This is a genomic window from Laedolimicola sp. (genome assembly GCF_051972735.1).
Lineage (GTDB): Bacteria > Bacillota > Clostridia > Lachnospirales > Lachnospiraceae > Laedolimicola > Laedolimicola intestinihominis.
The window spans coordinates 19,477-43,258 of sequence record NZ_JBOKYU010000003.1 but is presented as its reverse complement, the minus strand read 5'-3'; the positions used below and the strand labels follow the sequence as shown (position 1 = coordinate 43,258).

19 protein-coding genes and 1 other annotated feature are annotated in these 23,782 nt (G+C 50.9%); of the genes, 17 read left to right on the top strand and 2 right to left on the bottom strand.

Annotation, left to right across the window (positions count from 1 at the left end):
* The first annotated feature begins 179 nt into the window (after positions 1-179).
* Positions 180-719 (top strand): Uma2 family endonuclease, encoded by a 540-nt coding sequence (locus tag ACTRC3_RS01700; RefSeq protein WP_440321059.1) that lies wholly within the window; start codon positions 180-182, stop codon positions 717-719.
* A 208-nt stretch (positions 720-927) separates the two neighbouring features.
* Here the strand turns inward: ACTRC3_RS01700 and ACTRC3_RS01695 are convergent, their stop codons facing one another.
* Positions 928-2,085, bottom strand: coding sequence for a CDP-glycerol glycerophosphotransferase family protein (locus ACTRC3_RS01695; protein ID WP_440321058.1), 1,158 nt, complete (start codon positions 2,083-2,085; stop codon positions 928-930).
* A 216-nt stretch (positions 2,086-2,301) separates the two neighbouring features.
* Between ACTRC3_RS01695 and rho the strand changes: the two genes are divergently transcribed.
* The 16 genes from rho (at position 2,302) to ACTRC3_RS01615 (ending at position 21,247) form a co-directional block, all read left to right on the top strand.
* Positions 2,302-3,822, top strand: coding sequence for a transcription termination factor Rho (rho, locus tag ACTRC3_RS01690; RefSeq protein WP_440321056.1), 1,521 nt, complete (start codon positions 2,302-2,304; stop codon positions 3,820-3,822).
* Positions 3,823-3,914: 92 nt separating this feature from the next.
* Positions 3,915-4,209, top strand: a binding site (T-box leader).
* Between the two features lie 224 nt (positions 4,210-4,433).
* Positions 4,434-6,134: a carbon starvation CstA family protein gene (locus tag ACTRC3_RS01685; RefSeq protein ID WP_440321054.1), complete on the top strand. Its 1,701-nt coding sequence runs from the start codon at positions 4,434-4,436 to the stop codon at positions 6,132-6,134.
* A gap of 309 nt (positions 6,135-6,443) precedes the next feature.
* Positions 6,444-6,647, top strand: coding sequence for a 50S ribosomal protein L31 (gene rpmE, locus ACTRC3_RS01680; RefSeq protein ID WP_178038777.1), 204 nt, complete (start codon positions 6,444-6,446; stop codon positions 6,645-6,647).
* A gap of 92 nt (positions 6,648-6,739) precedes the next feature.
* Positions 6,740-7,822: a DUF1385 domain-containing protein gene (locus tag ACTRC3_RS01675; RefSeq protein ID WP_440321052.1), complete on the top strand. Its 1,083-nt coding sequence runs from the start codon at positions 6,740-6,742 to the stop codon at positions 7,820-7,822.
* A complete protein-coding gene (gene prmC / locus ACTRC3_RS01670) occupies positions 7,819-8,649 on the top strand; it encodes a peptide chain release factor N(5)-glutamine methyltransferase (protein ID WP_349163761.1) in 831 nt (276 codons plus the stop codon). Before ACTRC3_RS01675 ends, prmC begins: the two co-directional genes overlap by 4 nt.
* A 21-nt stretch (positions 8,650-8,670) precedes the next feature.
* Positions 8,671-9,747, top strand: a complete 1,077-nt coding sequence (prfA, locus tag ACTRC3_RS01665; RefSeq protein ID WP_178038780.1) for a peptide chain release factor 1 — start codon at positions 8,671-8,673, stop codon at positions 9,745-9,747.
* Between the two features lie 6 nt (positions 9,748-9,753).
* Complete coding sequence (locus ACTRC3_RS01660; RefSeq protein ID WP_440321050.1) at positions 9,754-10,785, top strand: acyltransferase family protein; 1,032 nt, start codon at positions 9,754-9,756, stop codon at positions 10,783-10,785.
* Positions 10,786-10,797: 12 nt separating this feature from the next.
* Complete coding sequence (locus ACTRC3_RS01655; protein WP_440321048.1) at positions 10,798-12,234, top strand: MBOAT family O-acyltransferase; 1,437 nt, start codon at positions 10,798-10,800, stop codon at positions 12,232-12,234.
* 61 nt (positions 12,235-12,295) lie between these two features.
* Positions 12,296-13,381 (top strand): hypothetical protein, encoded by a 1,086-nt coding sequence (locus ACTRC3_RS01650; RefSeq protein ID WP_440321046.1) that lies wholly within the window; start codon positions 12,296-12,298, stop codon positions 13,379-13,381.
* A gap of 106 nt (positions 13,382-13,487) precedes the next feature.
* The gene (locus ACTRC3_RS01645) at positions 13,488-14,579 is read left to right on the top strand and encodes a DegT/DnrJ/EryC1/StrS family aminotransferase (protein ID WP_440321045.1); all 1,092 of its coding nucleotides are present in this window, start codon (positions 13,488-13,490) and stop codon (positions 14,577-14,579) included.
* Positions 14,580-14,614: 35 nt separating this feature from the next.
* The gene (locus ACTRC3_RS01640; RefSeq protein WP_178038785.1) at positions 14,615-15,037 is read left to right on the top strand and encodes a WxcM-like domain-containing protein; all 423 of its coding nucleotides are present in this window, start codon (positions 14,615-14,617) and stop codon (positions 15,035-15,037) included.
* Complete coding sequence (locus tag ACTRC3_RS01635) at positions 15,034-15,984, top strand: glycosyltransferase family 2 protein (RefSeq protein ID WP_349163757.1); 951 nt, start codon at positions 15,034-15,036, stop codon at positions 15,982-15,984. The genes ACTRC3_RS01640 and ACTRC3_RS01635 overlap by 4 nt, the downstream gene beginning before the upstream one ends.
* A gap of 2 nt (positions 15,985-15,986) precedes the next feature.
* Positions 15,987-16,931 carry a glycosyltransferase family 2 protein gene (locus ACTRC3_RS01630; protein ID WP_440321042.1) on the top strand — a complete coding sequence of 315 codons (945 nt, stop codon included), beginning with the start codon at positions 15,987-15,989 and terminating at the stop codon, positions 16,929-16,931.
* The gene (locus tag ACTRC3_RS01625; protein WP_440321040.1) at positions 16,912-18,003 is read left to right on the top strand and encodes an SGNH/GDSL hydrolase family protein; all 1,092 of its coding nucleotides are present in this window, start codon (positions 16,912-16,914) and stop codon (positions 18,001-18,003) included. The genes ACTRC3_RS01630 and ACTRC3_RS01625 overlap by 20 nt, the downstream gene beginning before the upstream one ends.
* Positions 18,004-18,074: 71 nt before the next feature.
* Positions 18,075-19,679, top strand: a complete 1,605-nt coding sequence (locus ACTRC3_RS01620) for an ArnT family glycosyltransferase (RefSeq protein ID WP_440321038.1) — start codon at positions 18,075-18,077, stop codon at positions 19,677-19,679.
* A gap of 35 nt (positions 19,680-19,714) precedes the next feature.
* Complete coding sequence (locus tag ACTRC3_RS01615) at positions 19,715-21,247, top strand: CotH kinase family protein (RefSeq protein ID WP_440321036.1); 1,533 nt, start codon at positions 19,715-19,717, stop codon at positions 21,245-21,247.
* A gap of 90 nt (positions 21,248-21,337) precedes the next feature.
* On the opposite strand, the gene ACTRC3_RS01610 is transcribed toward ACTRC3_RS01615, so the two are convergent.
* Positions 21,338-23,566 (bottom strand): hypothetical protein, encoded by a 2,229-nt coding sequence (locus ACTRC3_RS01610; RefSeq protein ID WP_440321035.1) that lies wholly within the window; start codon positions 23,564-23,566, stop codon positions 21,338-21,340.
* Positions 23,567-23,782 lie beyond the last annotated feature (216 nt).

Sequence of the window (23,782 nt, the reverse complement as noted above, 5' to 3'; positions counted from 1 at the left end):
TTTCAGTATAAAACATGCTATTCTCACAGTATCGAATTTCTGTATTTCACAGGAGAAATCTCTCCGGAATTTCCGAAAAACGATGAAATAAAATTGTATGTTACCAAAGATGCGGAAGCCTTTACTTCAACCTGAAAATCCATTATAATCAAGAAAGGAGAGACAAAGGAGGTATGGCGATGCCTTTGATGAAACAGGAAATTTATACGTTGGAGGATATTTTTACTCTGCCGGAGGGCGAGAGAGCGGAACTGTTAGAGGGAGAATTGTATATGATGGCGCCGCCGAGTACGGGGCATCAGAGACTGGTACATTCGATAAGCTATGAAATTGAGCACTATATTCGCTCCAAACACGGAAAATGCGAGGTATTCCCGGCACCTTTCGGGGTATTCCTGAAGGATGACAAGGGGAATGACGCCTATGTGGAACCGGATATTTCTGTAGTCTGCGACCCGGATAAGCTGGACAATAAGGGCTGTCACGAAGCGCCGGACTGGGTGATTGAGATTGTGTCGCCGTCCAGCAAAAGGATGGATTATCTGAGAAAGATGAATCTGTATCTGATGGCGGGAGTCCGGGAGTACTGGATCGTGGATCCTATCCAAGAATCGGTTATCGTATATCGGCAGGATGATGATGGAGTGCCGGTATTGCATAAGTTCGGAGATAAAATACAAGTCGGAATCTACGAGGATCTGGATATCGTGATAGAATAAAAAAGAAACGAGAAGGCCGCAACAAGCAGTGCGGTGAAAACCCGTTTCTGGTCTCTGGTTATACCATAAGTATAAAGAAATATCAATAGAAAACAGGAAAGCGGCTGCGCTCGATGTGGCGTAGTCGCTTTCTTGCATAAATGTAATGAGAGTGCAAGTGAGCCAACATATTTGCATGATTGACGAACGGTGAATATTGATCATAAATTTATGATTTCATCTTCTCAATAATCAAATCGACGACTGTCTCCGACGCATGCCCGTCGTCGTAGAAGCCCAGCATATCACAGAATTCCTTACATTTTTTCTGATAATCCTGCTCGTCAAAATGTTCGATCTGTTCCATCAACTGCTCATTGGTAAGCGCCAGCGTAAAGGGCAGATCTTCCAGTTGGAAATAGTAATCCTTGGTGCGCTTCATTTCCTCGTAATCCTCGGCGTAGAGGAAGCCGGGCTTGCCGATCATGGGGAAGTCGAAGGCGCAGCCGGAGTAGTCGCTGATGATGATATCGGAGGCCACCAGGAGCTCCTGCATATTCTCGTAGGGGCTGGCGTTCAGAATGCGGTCTGTATAGGTCAGCGGGTAGTCTTTATAGCTGACATTGGGATGCATCCGTACCAGAACGGCCCAGCTGCCGCCAAAGCGTTTCTCAAGCGTGGACAGGAGCTGGCTGTAGTCCAGGTTGTACATATCGGTCTTGCGGCTGTCCCGGTAGGTGGGGGCGTAGAGGGCCAGCTTCGTGCCTTCAGGCAGGCCGAAATGCTGATGCACCTTTTGGATATAGGGCGCGGGATCTTCAAAATAAATGTCATTTTTCGGGATGCCCTTTTCCAGAATCGGACCATCATACCAGAAGGCTTCCCGGTAGGATTCGCTCTCCCAGCGGCAGCAGGCCAGCAGAAGATCCATGTTTTTCGAATCTATTTTCGCGTAGGCTACATACTCCTTGGAGAGGGCTTCTTCGCAGTCCTTTTCCACTTTTTTAAGGCCCAATCCTCCGTGCCAGGTCTGGATATAGAACTGGCCGGGCCGCTTTTTGAAATAATAGAGCTTTCTCGTATCATCGATCCAGGTGCCCGCTGTGGCCATATGCCAGGCAAAAGCGATTGTATTGGGCCGAACAGGTGTAAGGCCTTGGGGCAGATCGTAGTTCGAGGCAGATACCCAGTAAAGCTTCCAGCCAAGGTTTCGTTTTAAGAATTCCTGGGCGATAAACTTGGGGTTATCGCCGTAGCCGCCGCCGTTGAAATTGCTGAAGACCACCTTTTTACGATCCAGGGGAAAATGTATGAAAATATTCCAGCAGATTTTCATCATCAGCCGGTGTGCCCACAGATAAACGGGCAAAATCAGTTTTTTTATCACAATAGACACCATCCTGTTTTAATTTCTCTTATTTTATCATTAGTTTGGCGGATTGTGAAGTAAAAATAGAATTGCAAACAGGAAGAAAATAGGATATAATAAATTCAAAATTTCGATCCGTCCTGTATCCGGGCGGGATTCCCAATGAGAAAGAATGCAGAAGTTTGCGTATTTTAAATTACAGAGTTGACAGGCGTAGAATGAGGAGGACAGGGAATGACCAGAGAACAGTATGAATCATTGCCGCTGGCTGAGCTGAAAGGTATTGCGAAAACCAGAGGAATGAAAGGAACGTCCACATTGAAAAAAAGCGATCTGATTACGCGGATGCTGGAGAAGGACGAGGAAGTGAGCCGGCAGGAGCAGATTGCCCAGACGGAGAAGTTCCAGAAAGAACGGCAGGAGCGCTATGAGCAGCGTCAGGAGCAGAGAGAGCAGCGGGAACGCACAGAACGCACAGAACGCACAGAACGGCCAACACGTTATGAGCGTCCGGAACGGAATGAGCGCTACGAACAGCGCACCTACGAGCGCCCCTCCTATGACCGCAGTGCAGCGCCACAGACCCAGACCACGGTTCAGCCCCAGCAGGAGCAGTCCACCAATCTGGATAGCGGCCAGGTAGCCAACGGTATTCTGGAGGTGCTGGCAGACGGCTACGGCTTTATCCGAAGCGACAACTATCTGCCGGGTGAAAACGACATTTACATCAATCCGGCCCTGATCCGCAGATATAACCTGAAGACAGGCGATATCCTCTGCGGGAACATAAAAGTCCGCGCCCAGACCGAGAAGTTCGCGGCGCTTCTGTACTTAAAGACTGTCAACGGACTGCGCCCTGAGGAGGCGGCCAGAAGACGGAATTTCGAGGATCTGACTCCGATTTTTCCGAATCGGCGGATCCATCTGGAGCGCCCGGGCGGAAGCACCGCCATGCGGATCGTCGATCTGATTTCCCCCATCGGAAAGGGACAGAGAGGCATGATCGTGTCCCCGCCCAAGGCTGGTAAAACCACTCTTCTGAAGGATGTGGCCAAGTCCGTGACCCGGAACCATCCGGACATGCAGCTGTTGATTTTGCTGATTGACGAGCGCCCTGAGGAGGTTACGGATATCAAAGAAGCTATCGAGGGGCCGAATGTGGAGGTGATTCATTCCACCTTCGACGAGCTGCCGGAGCACCATAAGAGAGTAGCGGAGATGGTCATCGAGCGCGCGAAGCGTCTGGTGGAGAGCGGCAAGGACGTGGTCATCCTGCTGGACAGCATCACCCGTCTTGCCCGGGCCTACAATCTGACGGTTCCGCCCAGTGGCCGTACCCTGTCCGGCGGTCTTGATCCGGCGGCTCTGCATATGCCCAAGCGCTTTTTCGGCGCTGCCCGCAATATGCGTGAGGGCGGCAGCCTGACGATTCTGGCCACAGCACTGGTAGAAACCGGAAGCAAGATGGACGACGTCATTTATGAGGAATTCAAGGGAACCGGTAACATGGAGCTGGTGCTGAACAGGAAGCTGCAGGAGAAGCGCGTATTCCCGGCCATCGATATTCCAAAGTCCGGCACCCGTCGGGAGGATCTGCTTCTGACAGCTGAGGAGCTGGAGGCCATGGATATTATCCGGAAAGGCCTGAACGGCCTGAAGCCGGAGGAGGCTGTGGAGAATATCCTGAACATGTTCGCCCGTACCAAGAACAACGCGGAATTCGTGCAGACCGTGAAAAAGAACAAATTTATCTAAAATGTGTATTGAAAAAAGTACAACCTTTTTCCAAATCCCCCTCTTGACTTTTGAAAAAAGAGGACTATAATGCAAGCATACTGTTTCATAAGTCAAATGCAATGAACAGGACAAGGATTTTTTTCAGAATGCTTTTCAGAGAGTTCCCGGTCGGTGTGAGGGAACAGGCAGGAAAAAGATTCATCCCCTGCAAGCAGTTCAGATGAAAATATCACAAGAAGTAGTCGGAACCGGAAGCCCGCCGTTATCGGGGCACATGTTCAATCGGGAAGCAGCCGGGATACAAAAGAGACCGGACGAGCTCGAGGACGTGACTGAGAGGCTGACAGCGATCGAGTCAGCAAGAGAAGTGGTAACGCGGAGGATTTGAAAGCCTTCGTCTTCTTCAGAGTAATCTGAGAAGGCGAAGGCTTTTTTGTATAACAGGAAATTCCGATGGAATTCCCTGCTATACAAAAAACAGGATCGCACTGCGGCGGAGAGGTAGTATGTCGCTAAGGCGACCCGCCGCAGGCGGAGAATCCTGCAAAGCAGGATTCTATTTGAATTTGATAATGAGACAGGCAAAACCAAAGACGTAAACATAAAAGACATCGAGGAGGAGTAACATTATGAACACGCTTGTTATCGTAGTAATCGCAGCAGTATGCCTGCTGGCCGGCTACACCTTATATGGCCGCTGGCTGGCGAATAAATGGGGCATCGATCCGAAGGCTAAGACCCCGGCTGTACTCAAAGAGGATGGTCAGGATTATGTACCCACCAACGGCTGGGTGGTATTTGCCCATCAGTTTTCATCCATCGCGGGCGCAGGCCCTGTGACCGGAGCTATTCAGGCGGCGGCCTTTGGCTGGCTTCCGGTATTGCTCTGGATTCTTATCGGCGGCATTTTCTTCGGAGCCGTCACAGATTTCGGAGCCCTGTATGCCAGTGTCAAGAACGAAGGAAAATCCATGGGACTGCTGATTGAGAAATATATCGGCAAGACCGGACGGAAGCTGTTCCTGCTGTTCTGCTGGCTGTTTACCCTGATTGTCATTGCGGCCTTCGCCGACATGGTAGCCGGAACCTTCAATGCCTACACGGTTACCGAAGAGGGCACAACGGTCCTTGCGGAGCTTGCAGATGTAAATGGCGCAGCCGGAAGCATTTCCCTGTTCTTCATGGGCTTTGCGGTAGTATTCGGACTGCTTCAGAAGAAGTTTAACCTGGACGGCTGGAAAGAGGTTGTTTTAGGACTGCTGTTCACCTTCGCGTCCCTGGCTCTCGGCATGAATATGCCGCTGATAGCAGGTAAGAGCACCTGGCTGTATGTGACCTTTGCTTATATTTTCCTGGCATCTGTATTACCGATGTGGCTGATGAAGCAGCCCCGTGATTATATGACCACCTTCATGTTCGTGGGCATGATTCTTGGCGCGGTAGCAGGACTTCTGGTGGCTCATCCGAATATGAACCTGCCGGTCTATACCGGTTTCCAGAATGAGAAGCTTGGTAACCTGTTCCCGATTCTGTTCGTTACCGTAGCCTGCGGTGCGGTATCCGGTTTCCACAGCCTGGTATCCTCCGGGACCTCATCCAAGACCATTGAAAATGAGAAGGATATGGTAAAGGTTGGTTACGGCGCCATGGTTCTGGAAAGCCTTCTGGCTGTTCTGGCTCTCTGTGTGGCAGGCGCTGCAGCATCCGCAGACGGAACCGCGGCGGTGGGAACTCCGTTCCAGATTTTCTCTAACGGCGTAGCCGGATTCCTGGAGATATTCGGTCTGCCGGTTTATATCGCCCAGTGCTTTATGACCATGTGCGTATCCGCCCTGGCGCTCACCAGTCTGGACGCTGTAGCCCGTATTGGACGTATGTCCTTCCAGGAGCTGTTCAGCGTAGACGATATGGAGCATGCGGAAGGCTGGAGAAAGCTGCTCTGCAATAAGTACTTCTCCACCGTAGTTACCCTGCTGATTGGTTACATCCTGACTCAGATCGGCTATGCGAATATCTGGCCGCTGTTCGGAAGCGCAAATCAGCTCTTAAGTGCACTGGTACTGATTACCCTCTGCGTATTCCTGAAGGTGACAGGCCGTGAGAACCGGACCCTGTTCCCGCCCCTTATCGTGATGCTTTGTGTAACATTTACGGCACTGGTACAGAGAGCTATCGCCATGGTAAAGGCATTTTCAGCAGGAACCGGCGTATTCATGGTAGAGGGACTGCAGCTTGTGTTGGCAATTCTGCTGATGCTGTTGGGTGTGATTATTGTATACACTTCGGGCAAGGAGCTTTTTAATAAGAAGAAAGGCACCGAGGCAGCTTAAAAACTAGAGAATCTTCTATATAGAAGGAACAGACAGAATCCTGCGGACGGACAGAGAATAAGTGTCAGTCCGCAGGATTTTCCTGTTACAAAGTATTTATTTTCAAAAATATAATTTTCCGGCTTGTAATCCGCCCGAGCCTGTGCTATAATCTAAAAGCTGTTGTATGTGCAAAGACGTGTGCGTTCAGCTCAACTGCAGGGACTTGCAGGGATAGCCCGGGGTAGCTTGCTGCGGAAACATCGGAACAGCATTGGCCGGGAAACAGCAACCAGAAGTTCACAAAATAAATTTGAAGAGGTGAAAATCATGAAGGAAGGAATCCATCCGGAGTATTATCAGGCAACCGTAACCTGCAACTGCGGCAACACATTCGTAACAGGTTCTACAAAGAAGGACATCCACGTAGAAATCTGCTCCAAGTGCCACTCATTCTACACAGGTCAGCAGAAGGCTGCTGCAGCTCGTGGACGTATTGATAAATTCAATCGTAAGTACGGTATTACAAAATAATAGCAATAAGTGTGAGCACGGGGTGAGGTTGGAAGATCTCATCCCGTTTTGCATACAATAGGAAATGCCTATATATGGAGGAAAAAGTACACATGAGTACGATAAGATATTCAGGAATCGGCGGACAGGCGGTTCTGGAAGGCATTATGATGAAAAATCAGGATGTCTATTCCGTGGGTGTGCGAAAGCCGGACGGAGAGATCGAGGTGCATTTGAGTACCTATGAGGGCATCGGTAATAAAAGGCTGAAGCGGCTTCCCATCGTGCGGGGCGTTATCAGCTTCGTGGATTCCCTGGTGCTGGGCATGAAATGCCTGACCTTTTCTGCCAGCTTTTACGACGAAGAAGAGACCCAGCCGTCCAAAGCGGATCAGTTGATAGATAAGCTGTTTGGCGAGAAAGCTGAGAAGGTAGTCATGGATCTGACTGTGGCATTTTCCATTGTCATGGCTGTAGCGATCTTCATGGTTCTGCCTTATTTCGCAGCGGCGCTGCTTCGCAAGGTCATCGTATCCGATACCCTGCTCGCGCTGATCGAGGGAGGCATTCGTCTGTTGCTTTTTATCGGTTATATTCTGCTAATCTCCCGGATGAAGGATATTCAGCGGGTGTTCCAGTATCACGGCGCGGAGCACAAATGCATCAACTGCGTGGAACACGGACTGGAGCTCAATGTGGAAAATGTGCGCGGCAGCTCCAAGGAGCATAAGCGCTGTGGAACCAGTTTTATGCTGATTGTTATGATTGTCAGCATCATTTTCTTCGTCTTTATCCGTGTGGAATCCCCGATTCTCCGCGTGGTATTCCGTATCGCACTGGTGCCGGTGATCGCGGGCGTGTCCTATGAATTCATCCGTTTGGCCGGAAGAAGCGAGAATAAGCTGGTACTGGCGTTAAGCCGTCCCGGTATGTGGATGCAGGGACTGACCACCAGAGAGCCGGACGACGATATGATCGAGGTGGCTATCGCCGCTGTGGAAGCGGTCTTTGACTGGAGAACCTGGCAGGGCAGAGAGCCACTGGAGAAAGAAGCTGAGACAGTAGACGAGGCGGAAGAAGCACAGCTTCAGGCCGGCGACATGGGAGAGATCCTGGAAGAGGATGAGAAAGCATCCGCAGAGACCTTTGACGGGGAACCGAAAGAAGTGGAAGAGGTTCTGGAGGAAAAGGCATGACGCTCCGGGAGGCCTGGAACCTTGGTAAGAAAAGACTAACCGCAGCAGAGGTACCGGATGCGGATCTCGACGCCTGGTATCTGCTGGAATGGTGTACGGGCGTGAGCCGCAGTCATTATCTGGCGTATCCGGACGAAATCATTTCCCATGATCAGGAGGAGCAGTACCGGGCGTCGCTTGTAAAGCGGGAACGGCGGATTCCCCTGCAGCAGATTACCGGCGAGCAGGAATTTATGGGGCTTTCCTTCTATGTAAATGAGCATGTGCTGATTCCCAGACAGGACACGGAGATTCTGGTGGAGGAGACAGCGAAGTTTCTGAGGGACGGGATGCAGTTTCTGGATTTGTGTACCGGATCCGGCTGTATTCTCCTGAGTCTGCTGCATCTAAAACCCGGCGTGGAAGGTACAGGCGTGGATTTATCGCCGGAAGCCCTGAAGGTGGCTGAGAAAAACCGGGAGCGGCTGGGAGCGAAAGCAGCGCTTATTCAAAGCGATTTATTTGATAAGATAGAGAGCGCCTTTGATGTAATCGTGTCCAATCCCCCTTATATAAAAAGGGCGGAGATCGAAACCTTGATGGATGAGGTGCGGCTCCACGAGCCCTATATGGCGTTGGATGGACATGAGGACGGACTGTATTTTTACCGGAAAATAGCCGAAGAAGCGCCGAAGTACTTACGGGCGGGCGGCGGTCTTTTCCTGGAAATCGGCTGCGATCAGGGAGCGTGTGTGGCAGAGCTTCTGCGTCAGCAGGGCTTCGCAGATGTAAAGGTAGTAAAGGACCTGGCCGGACTTGACCGGGTCGTGGAAGGTTTTAATAGATAAGATTTTAATGGAGGAACAAGCATGTTTGACAAGTTGGATGACCTGCTTCTGCGTTACGAGGATATCATGAACGAGCTGAATGAGCCGAACGTGGTCAGTGATCAGGAGCGTTTCCGGAAGCTGATGAAGGAGCAGAGTGATCTGCAGCCTATCGTCGATGCTTATAAGGAATACAAAAAGTGTAAAGAGACTGTGGAAGAGAGTCTTATGATGCTGGAAGAAGAGAACGATGAGGAAATGCGCGAGATGCTCAAAGAGGAGCTGAACGAAGCGAAGGCCCGCATCGAGGAGCTGGAGCACACCCTGAAGATTCTGCTTCTGCCGAAAGACCCCAACGATGACAAGAACGTTATTGTGGAGATCCGCGCGGGCGCAGGCGGAGACGAGGCTGCCCTGTTCGCGGCTGAGATTTACCGTATGTATGTGCATTACGCAGAGAGCCGCCGCTGGAAGGTAGAGCTGATGGAAGCCGACGAGATCGGCATCGGCGGTATGAAGAGCGTGACCTTCATGATCAACGGTCAGGGCGCGTACTCTGTGATGAAATACGAGTCCGGCGTGCACCGGGTACAGCGTGTACCGGAGACCGAGTCCGGCGGAAGAATTCACACGTCCACCATTACCGTGGCCGTGATGCCGGAGGCAGAGGAAGTGGATGTGCAGATCGACGAGAAGGATATCCGTATTGACGTCATGCGTGCGTCCGGTAACGGCGGACAGTGTGTCAACACCACTGACTCCGCGGTACGTCTTACCCATTACCCCACAGGAATCGTGGTATACAGCCAGACCGAGAAGTCTCAGCTGCAGAATAAGGCGAAGGCGTTCGCTTTGCTTCGTGCCAAGCTGTACGATATCGAGTGCCAGAAGGCCCACGACGCGGAGGCAGAGGCCAGAAGAAGCCAGATCGGTACCGGAGATCGTTCTGAGAAGATTCGTACCTATAACTTCCCCCAGGGCCGCGTGACCGATCACCGGATCGGACTGACCCTGTACAAGCTGGATAAGATCATGAACGGAGATATCCAGGAGATTATCGACGCCTGCATCGCAGCCGACCAGGCAGCAAAGCTGGCAAAGATGAATGAGGAATCGTAATTATTTATGAGTCAGAAATCCCGTAGTCTTACCATAGATGCCACCAAGGGCATGGCTATTCTGCTTGTGATGACGGGCCACGTCCTGGTGTGGAACCATATGGAGGACGGAATTATCTACGATGTAATAAAAGTTATTCAAATGCCGCTGTTCATTCTGGTCAGCGGCTATTTGTGCGGAATGGGGCGGAAAATTTCCAGCCTTTCCGCGTACGACGCGAAGCTGAAAAAACGGGCACTCAGCTATCTGACGCCCTTCTTTTTCTGGATCGTGCTGCAGCATCCTCTGCATCCGGTGGCGAATATTGTGGAGACTCTGTTCGGGCTGGATAAGGGGTTGTGGTTTCTGATGACGCTGTTTCTTCTGACGCTGATGGTCTATACGGCAGAGCTGGCGGGCGCAGTGGCAGAGCGGAGCTTTGGCGCTTTGGGCGGAAAAATTGTGTTTTGGGCAGTCTATCTGGGACTGGCGGCGGCGATTCTGCTGGAGACACTGGTGGGCGTGGAGTTTTTAAGTCCGGGACTGACCCGGCTTTATCTGCCATTCTATCTGGCCGGTTATCTGGCCGGAGAGCAGAAGGAACGCCTGAAAGCCTTGCCGGAAATGGTGAAAAACGCAGGCGGTGCGCTGGCACTTGTGGGACTTCTGACCATGGCGGTACTGCTGGATCTTCAGGATGTGACCACGCTTCTTTTACTGGGGCGGCAGATCATTGCTTCCTTTCTGGGCTGTGCAGCGGTCTGCTGGCTTCTGTGGAAATGCGGTCCGAATCGGTTCAAAAAGTTTCTGGCCTGGCTGGGCGGCTATACCCTGGAGATTTATGTGGTGCATTTCCATTTCGCCACGGTGTTGAACCGGGGACAGGTGTATGCGCAGTATTCGGCGGGATGGTTCCTGTTCGTGCTGGCGTCCTTTATCGCCATGAGTGCCATCACGGCGGCGATTATCGCAGTTACGAAGCGGGTACGGCTGCTTGATTTTCTGCTTTATGGGAAATGGCCTGCAGAGGGCCGGTTTTTCGGAAAAGTGCAGGAATAAAGGGAGGAAAGTATGGGATTTACTTCGCTGGCCTTTCTGGTCTTTTTTTCAATCGTATGGCTTGTATATCTAATGCTGCCCGGACGGTTCCGGACAGTGTGGCTTCTTGCGGCCAGTTATGTTTTTTTAGGGACCTTTGGGACAAAGTATCTGGCGGTGCTGATCGGGTCCACACTGGTGACCTGGGTGGCTGGATTGATACTGGAAAAATATGGAATAACAAATGGCGTAAAAAAAGCTGAGGCAGAATCAAAGGCAATGCCGGAAGCCGGAAAAAGTTCTGATTCAGAGCAGAAAAAAAGCAGCCTGGCAACGGGCGTTTTTGTGGCAGTCGTGGGATTCCACGTGGCGGTCCTCTGCTTTTTCAAATACAACCGCAGCAATATCGCCCTGCCCATCGGTATTTCCTTCTATACCTTTCAGGCCATCGGCTATTTAACCGACGTTTACCGCGGAACCGTGCGGGCCGAGCATAATCTCCTGAATTTCGCCCTGTTCCAGGCTTTTTTCCCAAAGCTGGTGCAGGGGCCCATCGAGCGCAGCGGCAATCTGCTCCGACAGATTCAGAATATAGGTACGCTCCCGGTGCGGGATCCGGAGCGTATCCGGCGAAGCGCCCTGTTATTGCTCTGGGGTCTGTGCGAAAAGCTGTTGATTGCGGATCGCATTGCCATTCCGGTTAATGCGGTGTACAGTCAGTTTGGGGCCTTCGGCGGCGTGGAAATCATTCTGGCGACGGCGCTTTACGCTTTTCAGATTTACTGCGATTTCGCAGGCTATACGGATATGGGGAGAGGAATTGCCGGACTGTTGGGCTTTGATTTGCTGGTGAATTTCAAGCGGCCTTATCAGGCGGATTCCGTGCAGGATTTCTGGCGCAGGTGGCATCTTTCCTTAAGCAGCTTTCTTCGGGATTATGTGTATATTCCGCTGGGTGGCAGCCGCAGGGGGCGCTTTCGCAGAGCCGTCAATATCCTGATTACCTTCGGGATCAGCGGTATCTGGCACGGAACCGGCTTTCATTTTCTGCTGTGGGGATTGCTGCATGGCATCGGACAGATTTTCGATATTAAGAATTGGAAAGTGCCGCGCGCAGTGAAGCGTGTACTGATATTCCTGTTCGTTGACGCCACCTGGATGGTGTTTCGGGTGAATTCCCTGGGAGATTTAAAGGGAATGCTGAGGGTGATTCTCACGAATTTCCGTTTGCAGGATTTTGCGGGTATGCAGCTTGGCAGTTTCGAGTGGGTGCTGTTGGTGTTTGGTATTCTGGCTGTGATAGCGAAGGACGTGCTGAATGAAAAAGGCTTCGCGTTCCAAAGCTGGATTCTGGAGCGAAATGCAGTGCTGCGGTGCCTGATATATACGGCGCTGCTTGGGGCTGTACTCATCTTTGGCGTGTACGGCGCGGCTTATGATACCAGCGGATTTCTGTATACACAGTTTTAAGTAATAGTTCGGTTTTGCGAATGGCGCGGCCGAACGTCCGGGAAAGGAGGCTTCAGTTTCCGTGAAAACAAAAAAACAAGCCCTGTTCGGATGGCTTTTGATGATAGTGGCAGTCATAGCCCTGCTCTGCGGTCTCATCAGACTCTGTAATTACCTCCTGATGGACGACAGTCAAAGTTACACAAGGCTAACTATGCATGAGCTCTATGAGCGCGCCGACGCAGGCGAGGAGATTGATACCCTGTTCCTGGGAAGCTCCCATTGCTACCGGGCCTACGACCCGGAACTCTACGAAGAACTGACCGGAAGGACAGCATACAATCTGGGTTCTTCTTCCCAGAATTACGATACATCCTACTACCTTCTGCGGGAGGCGGCCAGACTTTACGACCTAAAAACCGTCTATCTGGATATGTACTACAAGTTCCTGTTTATGGACAGCGAAGACCGTGACCTGGTGCAGGCCAATATCATTTCCGACTATATGCGGCCTTCTTTGAATAAGCTTTCTTTCCTGCTGACTACCACGGAGGCGAAGAATTACACGAACCGTTTCTTTCCCTTCCGGCGCAGCTGGCAGGAGCTTGGAGACTTCGCGTACGTACGGGAAAATCTGGCGAAGAAGCAGGCCGAAAGCTACCGGAAATACGAGCCGGTGACCGTGGAGGCAGACCAGTACGCAGGTCGGGGCTTCGTTTGGTCTGACGCGCGATTGGACGTGGACGCCATTACCTGGTGGGACAATTTCGGCAAAGTGGCCGATGACATGCAGCTGGATACGACGTATCCTGTCTCTTATATAGAAAGAATCGTGAATTTCTGCTGGGAGAAAGGCATCCGCCTGGTGTTTGTGACGGCTCCCAGCCTGGATCAGTATCTGGAGGCTGTCGGCCCCTACGACCCGGCCCATGACTTTGTACAACAGCTGGCAGAGCAATACGGTGTGGAATATCTGGATTTCAACCTGGCGAAAAAGGAAGTTCTGAATCTGACCGCAGACGATTATATCGACGTGGATCATCTGAACGGAATCGGCGCGGAACAACTGACCAGGCTCCTGACCGAAGCAGATGATACGAACGATGATGCAGATGGAAAGTCGATTGACGAATATTTCAACCCATGTTATGATGATAGGTACGAGTAGACTATTTGTACAAATAGGCTCTGCTCTTTTGCAGGACAGAAGAATGCAGAGAATTTCTTACCGAGGGGGAGAAATTCTGAACAATAGAAAGTGAGGCAGTCACGATATGAAGATTATGGCAAATCGTATGGACAGAGGCTTCTTCCGGTATCAGGAGGAATTTGAGTCAAAGGCCCTTGAGGTGCTTCGCTCCGGCTGGTATGTGCTGGGCAATGAGGTAAAGAGCTTCGAGGAGGAATTTGCGGCTTATACAGGCGGCAATCATTGCGTGGGTCTGGCCAGCGGCCTGGATGCACTGTGGATCGCGTTTCGTCTGCTGGGTATCGGTAAGGGCGACGAGGTCATTGTCCAGGGCAATACCTACATTGCCAGCGTTATGGGTATCACCATGAACGGCGCGACCCCGATTTTCGTGGAGCCGAATCCGTATTACAATATCGATGTATCCAAGATCGAGGAGAAAATCACTGAGCGCACCAAGGCGATTCTGGTGGTACACCTCTATGGCCAGGCTTCCAACATGGCCGAAGTCAAGAAGCTGACAGAAAAATACAATCTGAAGCTGGTGGAGGACTGTGCCCAGTCCCATGGAGCCTGCTTTGATGGTCAGATGACCGGAACCTTCGGAGATGTGGGCTGCTTTTCCTTCTATCCTTCCAAGAACATCGGCGCTTTTGGTGACGGCGGCGGAGTGGTTGTGAAGGACGCGGGACTGGCTGAGGATTTCCGTGTGTATCGCAATTATGGAAGCGAGAAACGCTATTACAATAAGGTAGTCGGAGCTAACTCGCGTCTGGATGAATTACAGGCAGGACTTCTTCGTGTGCGTCTGCGCCATGTGGAGGAGTGCGAGGAGGAGCGCCGCCAGATTGCGGCCAGATATCTTGCAGAGATTCAGAACGACAAACTGATTCTTCCGGGAGTACAGGAGGGAGCCACCGCCGTATGGCATCAGTTTGTAGTCAGAAGCGAGCAGCGCGACGAACTGAAAAAATATCTGGAGGAAAAGGAGATCGGAACGATTATTCACTATCCGATTCCGCCCCATCTGTCAGAGGCTTATCAGTATCTGGGTTATAAGAAGGGCGATTTCCCCATTACCGAGCAGTACGCGTCACAGGTACTTTCTCTGCCTATGTACAACGGCATGACAGAGGAAGAACAGTCATACGTCATTGACGCAATCAATGCATTTTAAGAATGACGCATTTTAATAAAACTGGGAGAGAAAATATGAGTATTAAAGATCAGTACAAGATTCTGGAATTCGGTGATCTGGGCGATGAGCGTGGAAAACTGGTGGTTGTAGAGGGAGCGCAGGATATTCCTTTTGACATTCAGCGTGTTTTCTACATCTATGGTTCTGACAGTGAAGTAGTCCGGGGCCAACACGCCAACCGCAATTCTGAATTCGTCCTTATCAACGTGAGCGGGTCCAGCAAGGTGCGCGTGGACAATGGTTTCGAGGAGGATATCATCGAGCTGAACCGTCCCCGTATGGGACTCTATCTGCCCACCATGCTCTGGAAGGATATGTACGATTTCAGCGCGGATTCCGTATTATTAGTATTGGCTAACACCCATTACGACGGCCACGAATACATCCGCGATTACGATGAATTTATCAAAGAAGTGGGAGGAACACGCAGACGATGAGCAAGCTTTCAATTATCGTTCCGGTATACTGGAACTCCGATACCCTGATGCTCCTCTATGAGGACATGAAAGAGAAGATTCTGCATAAGCTGGAGGATTACGAGATTGTCTTCGTGGACGACGGATCCGGCGATAATTCCTGGGAAATCATGAATCAGATCCGCGATATGGATGACAAGGTCAGACTGGTGAAGCTTTCCAGAAACTTTGGCGAGCATTCCGCCATTCTGGCGGGCCTTTCTGTCTGCACCGGCGACTGTGCTGTGACCAAGCAGGCAGATCTGCAGGAGGATTCCGAGCTGATCCTGCAGCTTTACGAGAAATGGAAAGAGGGCAATAAGGTGGTTCTGGCGGTACGAGCCGACCGCGACGAGGGCGCCATTCAGAAGTTTTTCGCCAACCTCTACTACACCATTACCCGGAAGCTGATTATGAAAAATATGCCCAAAGGCGGCTTTGACTGTTATCTTCTGGATCGTCAGGTCATTGAAGTGCTGCTGATGCTGGATGAGAAGAATTCCGCATTAACTCTGCAGGTGCTTTGGGTAGGCTTCAAGACCGAGAAGGTTTATTTCCACCGGAAAGCCAGAGAGATCGGGGAGTCCCGGTGGACCCTGTCGAAGAAAATCAAGCTGGTTGTGGATTCCATGATGAGCTTCTCCTATTTCCCGGTGCGCTTTATGACCGGACTGGGTGGTGTATATGCGGCAGGAGCTGTTATCTGGGCGATTGTACTGATGGTACAGCGGCTGACCGGCGTGGAGGACGTACCGGGCTGGACGTCCATGATGGTATTGATGCTGTTTTCCTTTGGTGTGACCATGGTAATGCTGGGAATTCTGGGCGAGTATATCTGGAGAGCCTTCGACGCGGCGAGAAACCGTCCGCCCTTCCTGATTGACCAGATTCGCGGTTTTGACGACGAGGAGAAAGAAAAAGAAAAATAGCTATGGACAAGATTTCAATTATTGTTCCCTGTTATAATGAGCAGGAAGCGATTCCTATCTTTTATGACGCGATTGCGAAGACCGCAGGGGAAATGCCTCAGGTGCGGTTGGAAGTATTATTTGTAAATGACGGTTCCCGGGATGCAAGCCTCATGGAAATGAAGAAGCTGGCAGAGCGGGATGACCGTGTGAAATATGTGAGCTTTTCACGGAATTTCGGAAAAGAAGCAGCCATGTACGCAGGTCTGTCCTATGCGGACGGCGATTATGTGGCCATTATGGATGTGGATCTGCAGGATCCGCCGAGCCTTCTGCCGGAGATGTACCGGATTATTACGACGGAAGACTATGACAGCGTGGCGACCCGCCGCGTGACCAGAAAGGGGGAACCGCCGATCCGTTCCTTCTTTGCAAGACGCTTTTACGCGCTGATGCACCGGCTGTCCAAGACGGATATCGTGGACGGAGCCCGGGATTACCGGCTGATGACCCGGCAGTTTGTGGATGAGTTACTTCGGTTAGGAGAATATAACCGATTTTCCAAGGGACTGTTTGGCTGGGTCGGCTTCAACACCAAGTGGCTGGAGTATGAAAATGTGGAGCGAAGCGCCGGGGAGACCAAATGGTCGTTCTGGAAGCTGCTGATATACAGTATTGAGGGCATCGTGGGCTTTACGACAGCGCCCCTGGTAATGGCTGCGTTTCTGGGAGTCTTTTTCTGCATTGTGGCGTTTCTGGCGCTGTGTTTTATTATCATTCGAACAGTGCTCTACGGAGATCCGGTGTCCGGCTGGCCGTCTATGACCTGTATCATCATTTTCCTGGGTGGTATCCAGCTGTTCTGTATCGGAATCCTGGGCGAGTATCTGGCGAAGACCTATATGGAGACCAAGCACCGGCCCATATTTATCTGTAAGGAGACAAACATTGAGCGGAATCAGAAGTAAAAAGAAGCTTCTTCTCATAATTCCGGCAGCAGTTATCGTCGCTCTGCTGGTCTGGAATGTCATGTTACAGATGGAGCTTAAGAAATATAAGCCTCAGGTGGAGGCCTATCTGCCGGAGGATATCTATGTGGCAGTGGGAAGCACTGTGGAACTCTATGACGATGAGGTCGTCTGGTCTGGTCTGCGGGATGGTTATGTCTGCAACTGGGACTGCGAGATCGGCGAGAACCTGGAAGATCGGTTCTCCGTGACTGGCAAAGAGGAGCAGGTGGGTGAATATGACCTGACTCTGACTGTATTTGATTATAATGTAAATGAAGTGATAACCCTGAAAAGCACCCTTCATGTGGCAGAGAAGCTGGAGGGGGAATATTCGCTCGTAAATATCGGCGACAGTCTTTCGGACGGACGGGAATGGTATCGGACCATCTACCATCTGTCAGGGGACCAGCTCACTTTTGCGGGCACAAGAGGCTGGACGCGGTACAGCCATGAGGGACGGAGCGGCTTTTCGGCCCAGGATTACCTGGAGCCCACCAAGTTCTATTCCGATGGCAATGACGAAGGAGTCCAGCCCTTTTACGATCCGGTTCAGAAGATGTTCGACTGGAAATATTACAAGCTGTCCACGGGCATTGATCCGGACGCTATTCAGATTTTCCTGGGAACCAACGGCCTGAAAGATGACCCTGCTGATACCGTGAACGCCATCGCCCGGATGGTGGACAATATCCGTCGTCACGACCCGGATATCCCCATTTATCTGGTGAATACCCTGTACTGGGGCGACCAGGAGAAAATAGGAACCATGGTGAAGCAGGATGGCACCGCTTTCCTGCCGGGTGAATTTAAAAACCGATCCGACAAGCGTGTCATGGATCTGGCGAAGGCCATGGCAAAGAAATTCAAAGGCAAGAAAAATATCGTGCTGATTCCCCTTGGATTCATGCACAACAGTGACGCCAATTTCGAAGAGGGCGACGCCCTGCATCCGGGCGCGGCGGGGTATGACCAGTTTGCGGCGGTGATGTACAGCGTATATTGCGGAACACTGAAAGAAATGCTGAAATAAATCATATTTAAAATCATAAATGAGAGCTTTGCTTTATGATTTGGGGGAAGTATATGGTTGCTTGGAAAAAAATGATAAATAGATTTACAGAATTTTACAGACTCTTGCTCGGACTGTTTGAAAAATATTACTGGATCTTTTTTGCGGCAGGCGCTTTGGTGCTTGCCTTTTACTGCTTTCGCTGTCTGGACGTGCAGTATGTAGACTCCTGGGATGAGGCCCGCCACGGCGTTAATGCCTATGAAATGATCCAGAACGGCGACTATATTCAGCATACCTACAACTACCGGGTGGATGACTGGAATCTGAAGCCCTCTATCAGTTACTGGGGCATTGTGCTGGGGTTTAAGCTCTTTGGCTACAGTGTCTTTGGCCTGCGATTTACATCCGCGTTTTCCTATCTGCTGGCCGGAATCGCCTGCGCCCTGTTCGCCAGGCGTTACAGCAAAGAGACCTCGCTTCTGGTACTGGGCTTTTTCTGCGCCAATGAACGACCACTGTCGGCCCATCTGGCCCGGGCAGGTGACGCGGATTCCATCTATCTTCTGTTCTTCACGCTGGCTATGCTGGCCATGCTGTCCGTAAAGAAAAACCATAAAAACGTATACCTCTGCGGGCTGATGTTCTCCCTGGCCTTTCTGACCAAAAGCTGGCATGCCGGTATGATTATGGCCATTGGCGGCATCTGCCTGCTGGCAAATGGGGAAATGCTGCGGTTCAAAAAGAAAGAATGGGGCGGTTTCCTGCTGTCTGTTTTTGTGCCGTTGCTTTTATGGTTTGGCTGGCGCTTCACGAAAGACGGCCTGTTCTTCCTGAAAAACATGATAAAAGTGGATCTGCTGGCCCGTACCGGAAGCACCAACTTCGAGGGACATCAGTTTCCGTTCAGCTTCTACTACGATATGGTATTCGGAGCCGAGGGCTTCATCTACCGCTGGCAGCTGTTGATCTGTGTAGTCGGAATCCTGTGCGGCCTGTTATATATGTGGCGAAAAAAAGCCTGGAATCGGATCCTGCTGGAGCAGGGCGGCGGTATCCTGCTGTGGTTTTTACTGCCGTTCCTGGGCTTTTCCGCCATCGGAACGAAGCTCATCTGGTACTGCTACCCCTGTACTGTGCCGCTGGCACTGGGAGCGGCGGCGATACTGGGGGGTCTGATCCGGCTGCCGTTAGCCGGGGAAGAGAAAGACGTCACAGAATCTGAAGGTGAAAAATCATCTGAAAATGACGGTAGAAAAACGGAGCAAAAATGTGGACAATTCTCCGGGATTCGTACCCTGGTGGGGATAACAGCCACAGTCGCCAGTTTCGTGCTTGTCGTAATATACATGAAAAACGCGTACTTCCACGTCATCCGTGAGGCTCACGGCGACCCCTTCCAGCTCTTTATCCGGGAGAGCGTCAGCCGGGACGCGTCATACGCCGGAGAGAAAGCCTACGTCTACGTCCCCGGCGAGGATCCGGCTGCCATCGGCGACTGGGAGCAGAATATGCTGTTCGTAGCCGAGATCAGCGGCGATTTTCACTGTCGGGACGGCGGCATCGAGGCCTTTCTCAGCGAAAAAGGCGATGCGGTCCTCTATGTGGACCGGCTGGATTATGAGCAGAATATAGAAAAACTCCAGGGGGTGGAAGTGCTCTGTGAAAACGCAGAGTATATACTGTTAGGTCACTGACAGAAAAGACAGGAGATAAATGAGGGGGGAACAGCATGTTCCTGAAGAAGGTATTTTTGGGGGTAAGTCTGGCGCTGACATGCGTCTTGGGCGGATTTATGCTGTATCAGGAGCAGCGCTGTGTCATGGATGTGCCGATGCTGAATGAACAGGAGACGGCAAAAATCTGCGAACAGCGCCGGGAAGAAAACATTGAGTATGAACTGTATTTTGAGGGAACGACCTTACCGGTCTACGCAGAAGAAGAAGAAAGAGCCTATCTGATTTCCCAGACAGCAGATGACTGGCGGGGAGATATCGAAGTGTCCGGAGAATACCAAATAGCATTTTCGGACAAGGAGAAATTCCCGGAACCGGATGAATGTATTCAAAATGCACAGGCGCTAGAGTACATCGTGTACAATGATGAGAGCTATCAGAAAGGCCGGATTTACGTTACCGGTCTTCCGGTGATGCTTTTAGAGGACGAAGCAGAGCAGACGGAAGCAGAGCGAACATATGGTAACATGGTTCTTTTCAACACAGCAAAGGAGCGTGGCGATTACAAAACGGTCAGCCGCTGCGAGTATCATGTGCGCGGCTCTGCCAGCAGAGTATATTATAAACAGGGATATAAGCTGAATCTTCTGGATACCGGTGGAAACAGTAATAAGCAGCAATTATTGGATCTGCGGAAGGATGATGACTGGATCTTGCGAGCCATGGGGCTGGACGAGAGTAAAATCCGCGAACTGCTGGCGACGGAAATCTGGAACGCAATTAACAGCTTCGGGACATATCAGGGCAGATATATAGAGCTGTTTCAGGATGGAGAGTACAGAGGACTCTATCTGCTTCACGAACCCATGGATTTTAAAACGATAGGATTAGATTCGGAAAATCATTTTCTGGTACAGGTAAAAACCTGGCCGGAGGATTCGGATTTCTGGAGTGATGTGGATAGCGGGGAGGGGCAGAAAGCGCGTCAATGTGGAGAATTTATCATTGACGGAAAAAATGAAGACTCTTTAGACGAGGTCTATGAGGTTCTGAAAGCATACCGGGAATTTATGGACGGAAGAGAACCGGAGAGTACATTGACACTGAACTTCAATTTGGATGGTCTGTATAAAATGGATATCTTCCTGATGCTGATTACAGGAGTTGATAATTCAGCCAAAAATCAGTATATGATATTTACCAGAGAAAACGATGGCAGCTATACGGTGCAGAAGCTCCCATGGGATATGGATGCCAGCTTTGGACAAAACCTGGATTATTGTGTATATGAGGGCTTCGATTCGTTGTATACTGGAGATCAGACCGTAGAACGTCTGATGGAGGCCTGGCCGGAAGAAACAGCGCAGGGAAGAAAAGAAATGTATATGAAACTTCGCAGTACGGTGCTGACGGAGGAATATCTGCAGGAGCTGATAGAGCAATTATACGGAACGCTGGAATATAACAGGGTACTGGAACGGGAGAATGCCATATGGGATAAAGCCATCGGGCGGGAGCAGACGGAATTTGTGAAGGCGTTTGTGGAGCGAAGGCTGCAGTGGATGGATTCGTATTATTGCGGATTATGATAGACGGACGGCAGGGGGCAGAAAAAATTTCCACGTTCGAGGCGACTTGGCCTCTCCTTAGGAAAGTTTTTCTGCTCCCTGCCTGTTGGTTTATACGAACATCTTCCGACTGAGTACCGTAACCCCGACAGCCAGCATGATCATTCCCGCGCACAGCACCAGATACTGCTTCAGGCTAAAGTATGTCGTCACCCGATACTGATATACCGCAAAGGCCAGATCCCCATTCTTGACGGTCTCGCCGCCCACGCTCAGCTGTCCATCCGGATACAGATCCCAGTTTCCGGTGGTGTAGGACAGAAATTCCAGACTGTTCTCATCCTCGATATACCCCGGCCAAATCTCCAGTGTATAGGCTGTCTCGCCGTTCGGCACGATATCTTCCAACTGAAATTCGTACAGAGCCGTTTTTGTTACCAGCCCTGCCAGAAATCGGTCATTTTCATAGACCACATGACCGCTGCCGTCTGTAAGCCGCACGCAGAAGGCCGACTGATTATAATCATCCAACGGATTGATAACCCGGATGGAGATGCGGTTAAAAGGCTTGTCGGTAGTAAAGGTCTGCACATAATTCTGGTTGTAAGAGGTTACATAGCCGTCGTATCCGCCTGCGTATTGATACTGGTCAATGGCATAATCATAAGCCTCGATGGGTGTATCCACCAGCTCTTTTTTGGCGAAAACCAGAAGCAGCGCCAGCAGCACCGTACCGGCAGCCGGAGTGATCCAGAGACGATCGGATACGGTATAGTCGGGAAGCGCTTCGGTAAATTCTGCCACGCCGTCTGCCAGCAGCATCAGACACAGGTATGTAAATCCGATACTGTACAGCGGATTCGTCTCCCAAAGAAGATGGAACGCCATGCCGCCAAGCAGAGTCAGCTGTACCAAAAAGAGCTGCGGTCTTTTCTTTTTACGCCGGAGCCTTACCAGTGCGTTCGCTGCCTCCAAGCCGATGACCAGCATCTCCAGCGTCCGGAAGGCCTGGGTATAGATGAGCAGCAGTCCGCTCTTATTTCCAATGAGATAATCATAGACCTTCCCATAGGAAGCGTAGCTGTCCTCGGCCTGGTAGCTGTCGGTGCCGTCCACCCAGGTGTTCAGAAGCTTGCGGCCTGAAAGGGCTACAAGCCCTAAAGGTCCAGCCTCTTTGATGCGCTCTTTCAGAATTGCCAGGTCAGCTGCAGTTTTTTCTTCTTTAGTCTCAAAGCTTACGGTATAATTCTCATCATTCTGGTCAAAGGAGCCGTCCCAGCGTGCACTCATCATGACCCAGTGAACCGCCGGAAATCCGGTGTTTTTGTAATCGAAATTTACATAGGTATTCACAGCCGATGAGAAAAGTCCCAGGGACAGGGCGGCAGTCACCGCGAAAGCGATAAACGGAACAGACAGTGTCCGGAGTGTTTCACCAATCAATCCAGCCAGTCCTTCCTCCCGTCTGCGCCAGCTCCTAAGCGCGCTGTCAATGCAAAGAGCAATCAGTGCGATGGCCGCCGTAGCCCGCAGCTTAAACCCGAAGACGGTCACGACGCCAAGGAGCGCGAAAAGAAGCGTGAGACGGCCTTTTCGGTAATTTGAAGCCGTGGTGAGGACCGAATGTACCACGGTCCTGCGATGAAAAGCGTCCAGGGTCTTTTGAATCCGGATGCCCAGATAAAGAATCCCCATCAAAAACGGCATGGAGCAGTTGGCCGTATAGAAATACCCGGCCCACACATAGGACAGCGGGCACAGCACGCAGATGCCGAGAAAGAAGACGGCTTCCGTCCTGCCTTTCAGTTCTTTTAAAATCAGATACCCCAGTACCACGGAGACCAGAATGCACACGACATTTACCAGCTGTACTGCCAGCATAAAGCCGCTTTCCGGCACGCCGACGCCCTGTAAAAGCTTCAGGAACCAGTAAGTCAGAATGGTCAGCGGATAGTTATTGGTATATCGGGCAAAGTATCCGGTTTCATAAGTGCCGGAGATGGTGTGCATCCGCAGCATTTCGATGGCCATATCGAAGATTTTTAAGGGATCATAGCGAAGCTGGGGACGAATTACAGCCAGAAAACCGAGCTGCCCGACAGCCAGTATCAGAAAAAAGGCCAGCTCCAGACGCTTCTGATTTTTCTCAGACATGCTATTTACCAGGCGGTATAAAAGCACCAGCGCCGCCAGAAGCAGCGCGCCAAAGGCCAGGATAAACAGGGCCTGGACGGGCGCGTGACTGAGATTCCGCAGAAAAGAAGCGTTCCAGCGGAAGAAAGCGAAGACACCGATATAGAGACTGAACAGGGTCAGCAGAAACAGAGAAAGTGTATACATAAAAACCTCCGGTCTGAAATCATTTTATGCAATAATAAAGAAAACATTTATCTTATTTAAATAGAATAGCGCAAAAGCGGGGAGGGGTCAACCAGTTTACGTGTGCGGATAAGGGCATCCCAAACCAGAGCGAAAAAAGAATGCATCTGTGTGATACATGTGATAAGATAAAGGACGAAACTGGACAGAAGCTGACAATATACTTCTGTTTTCAGA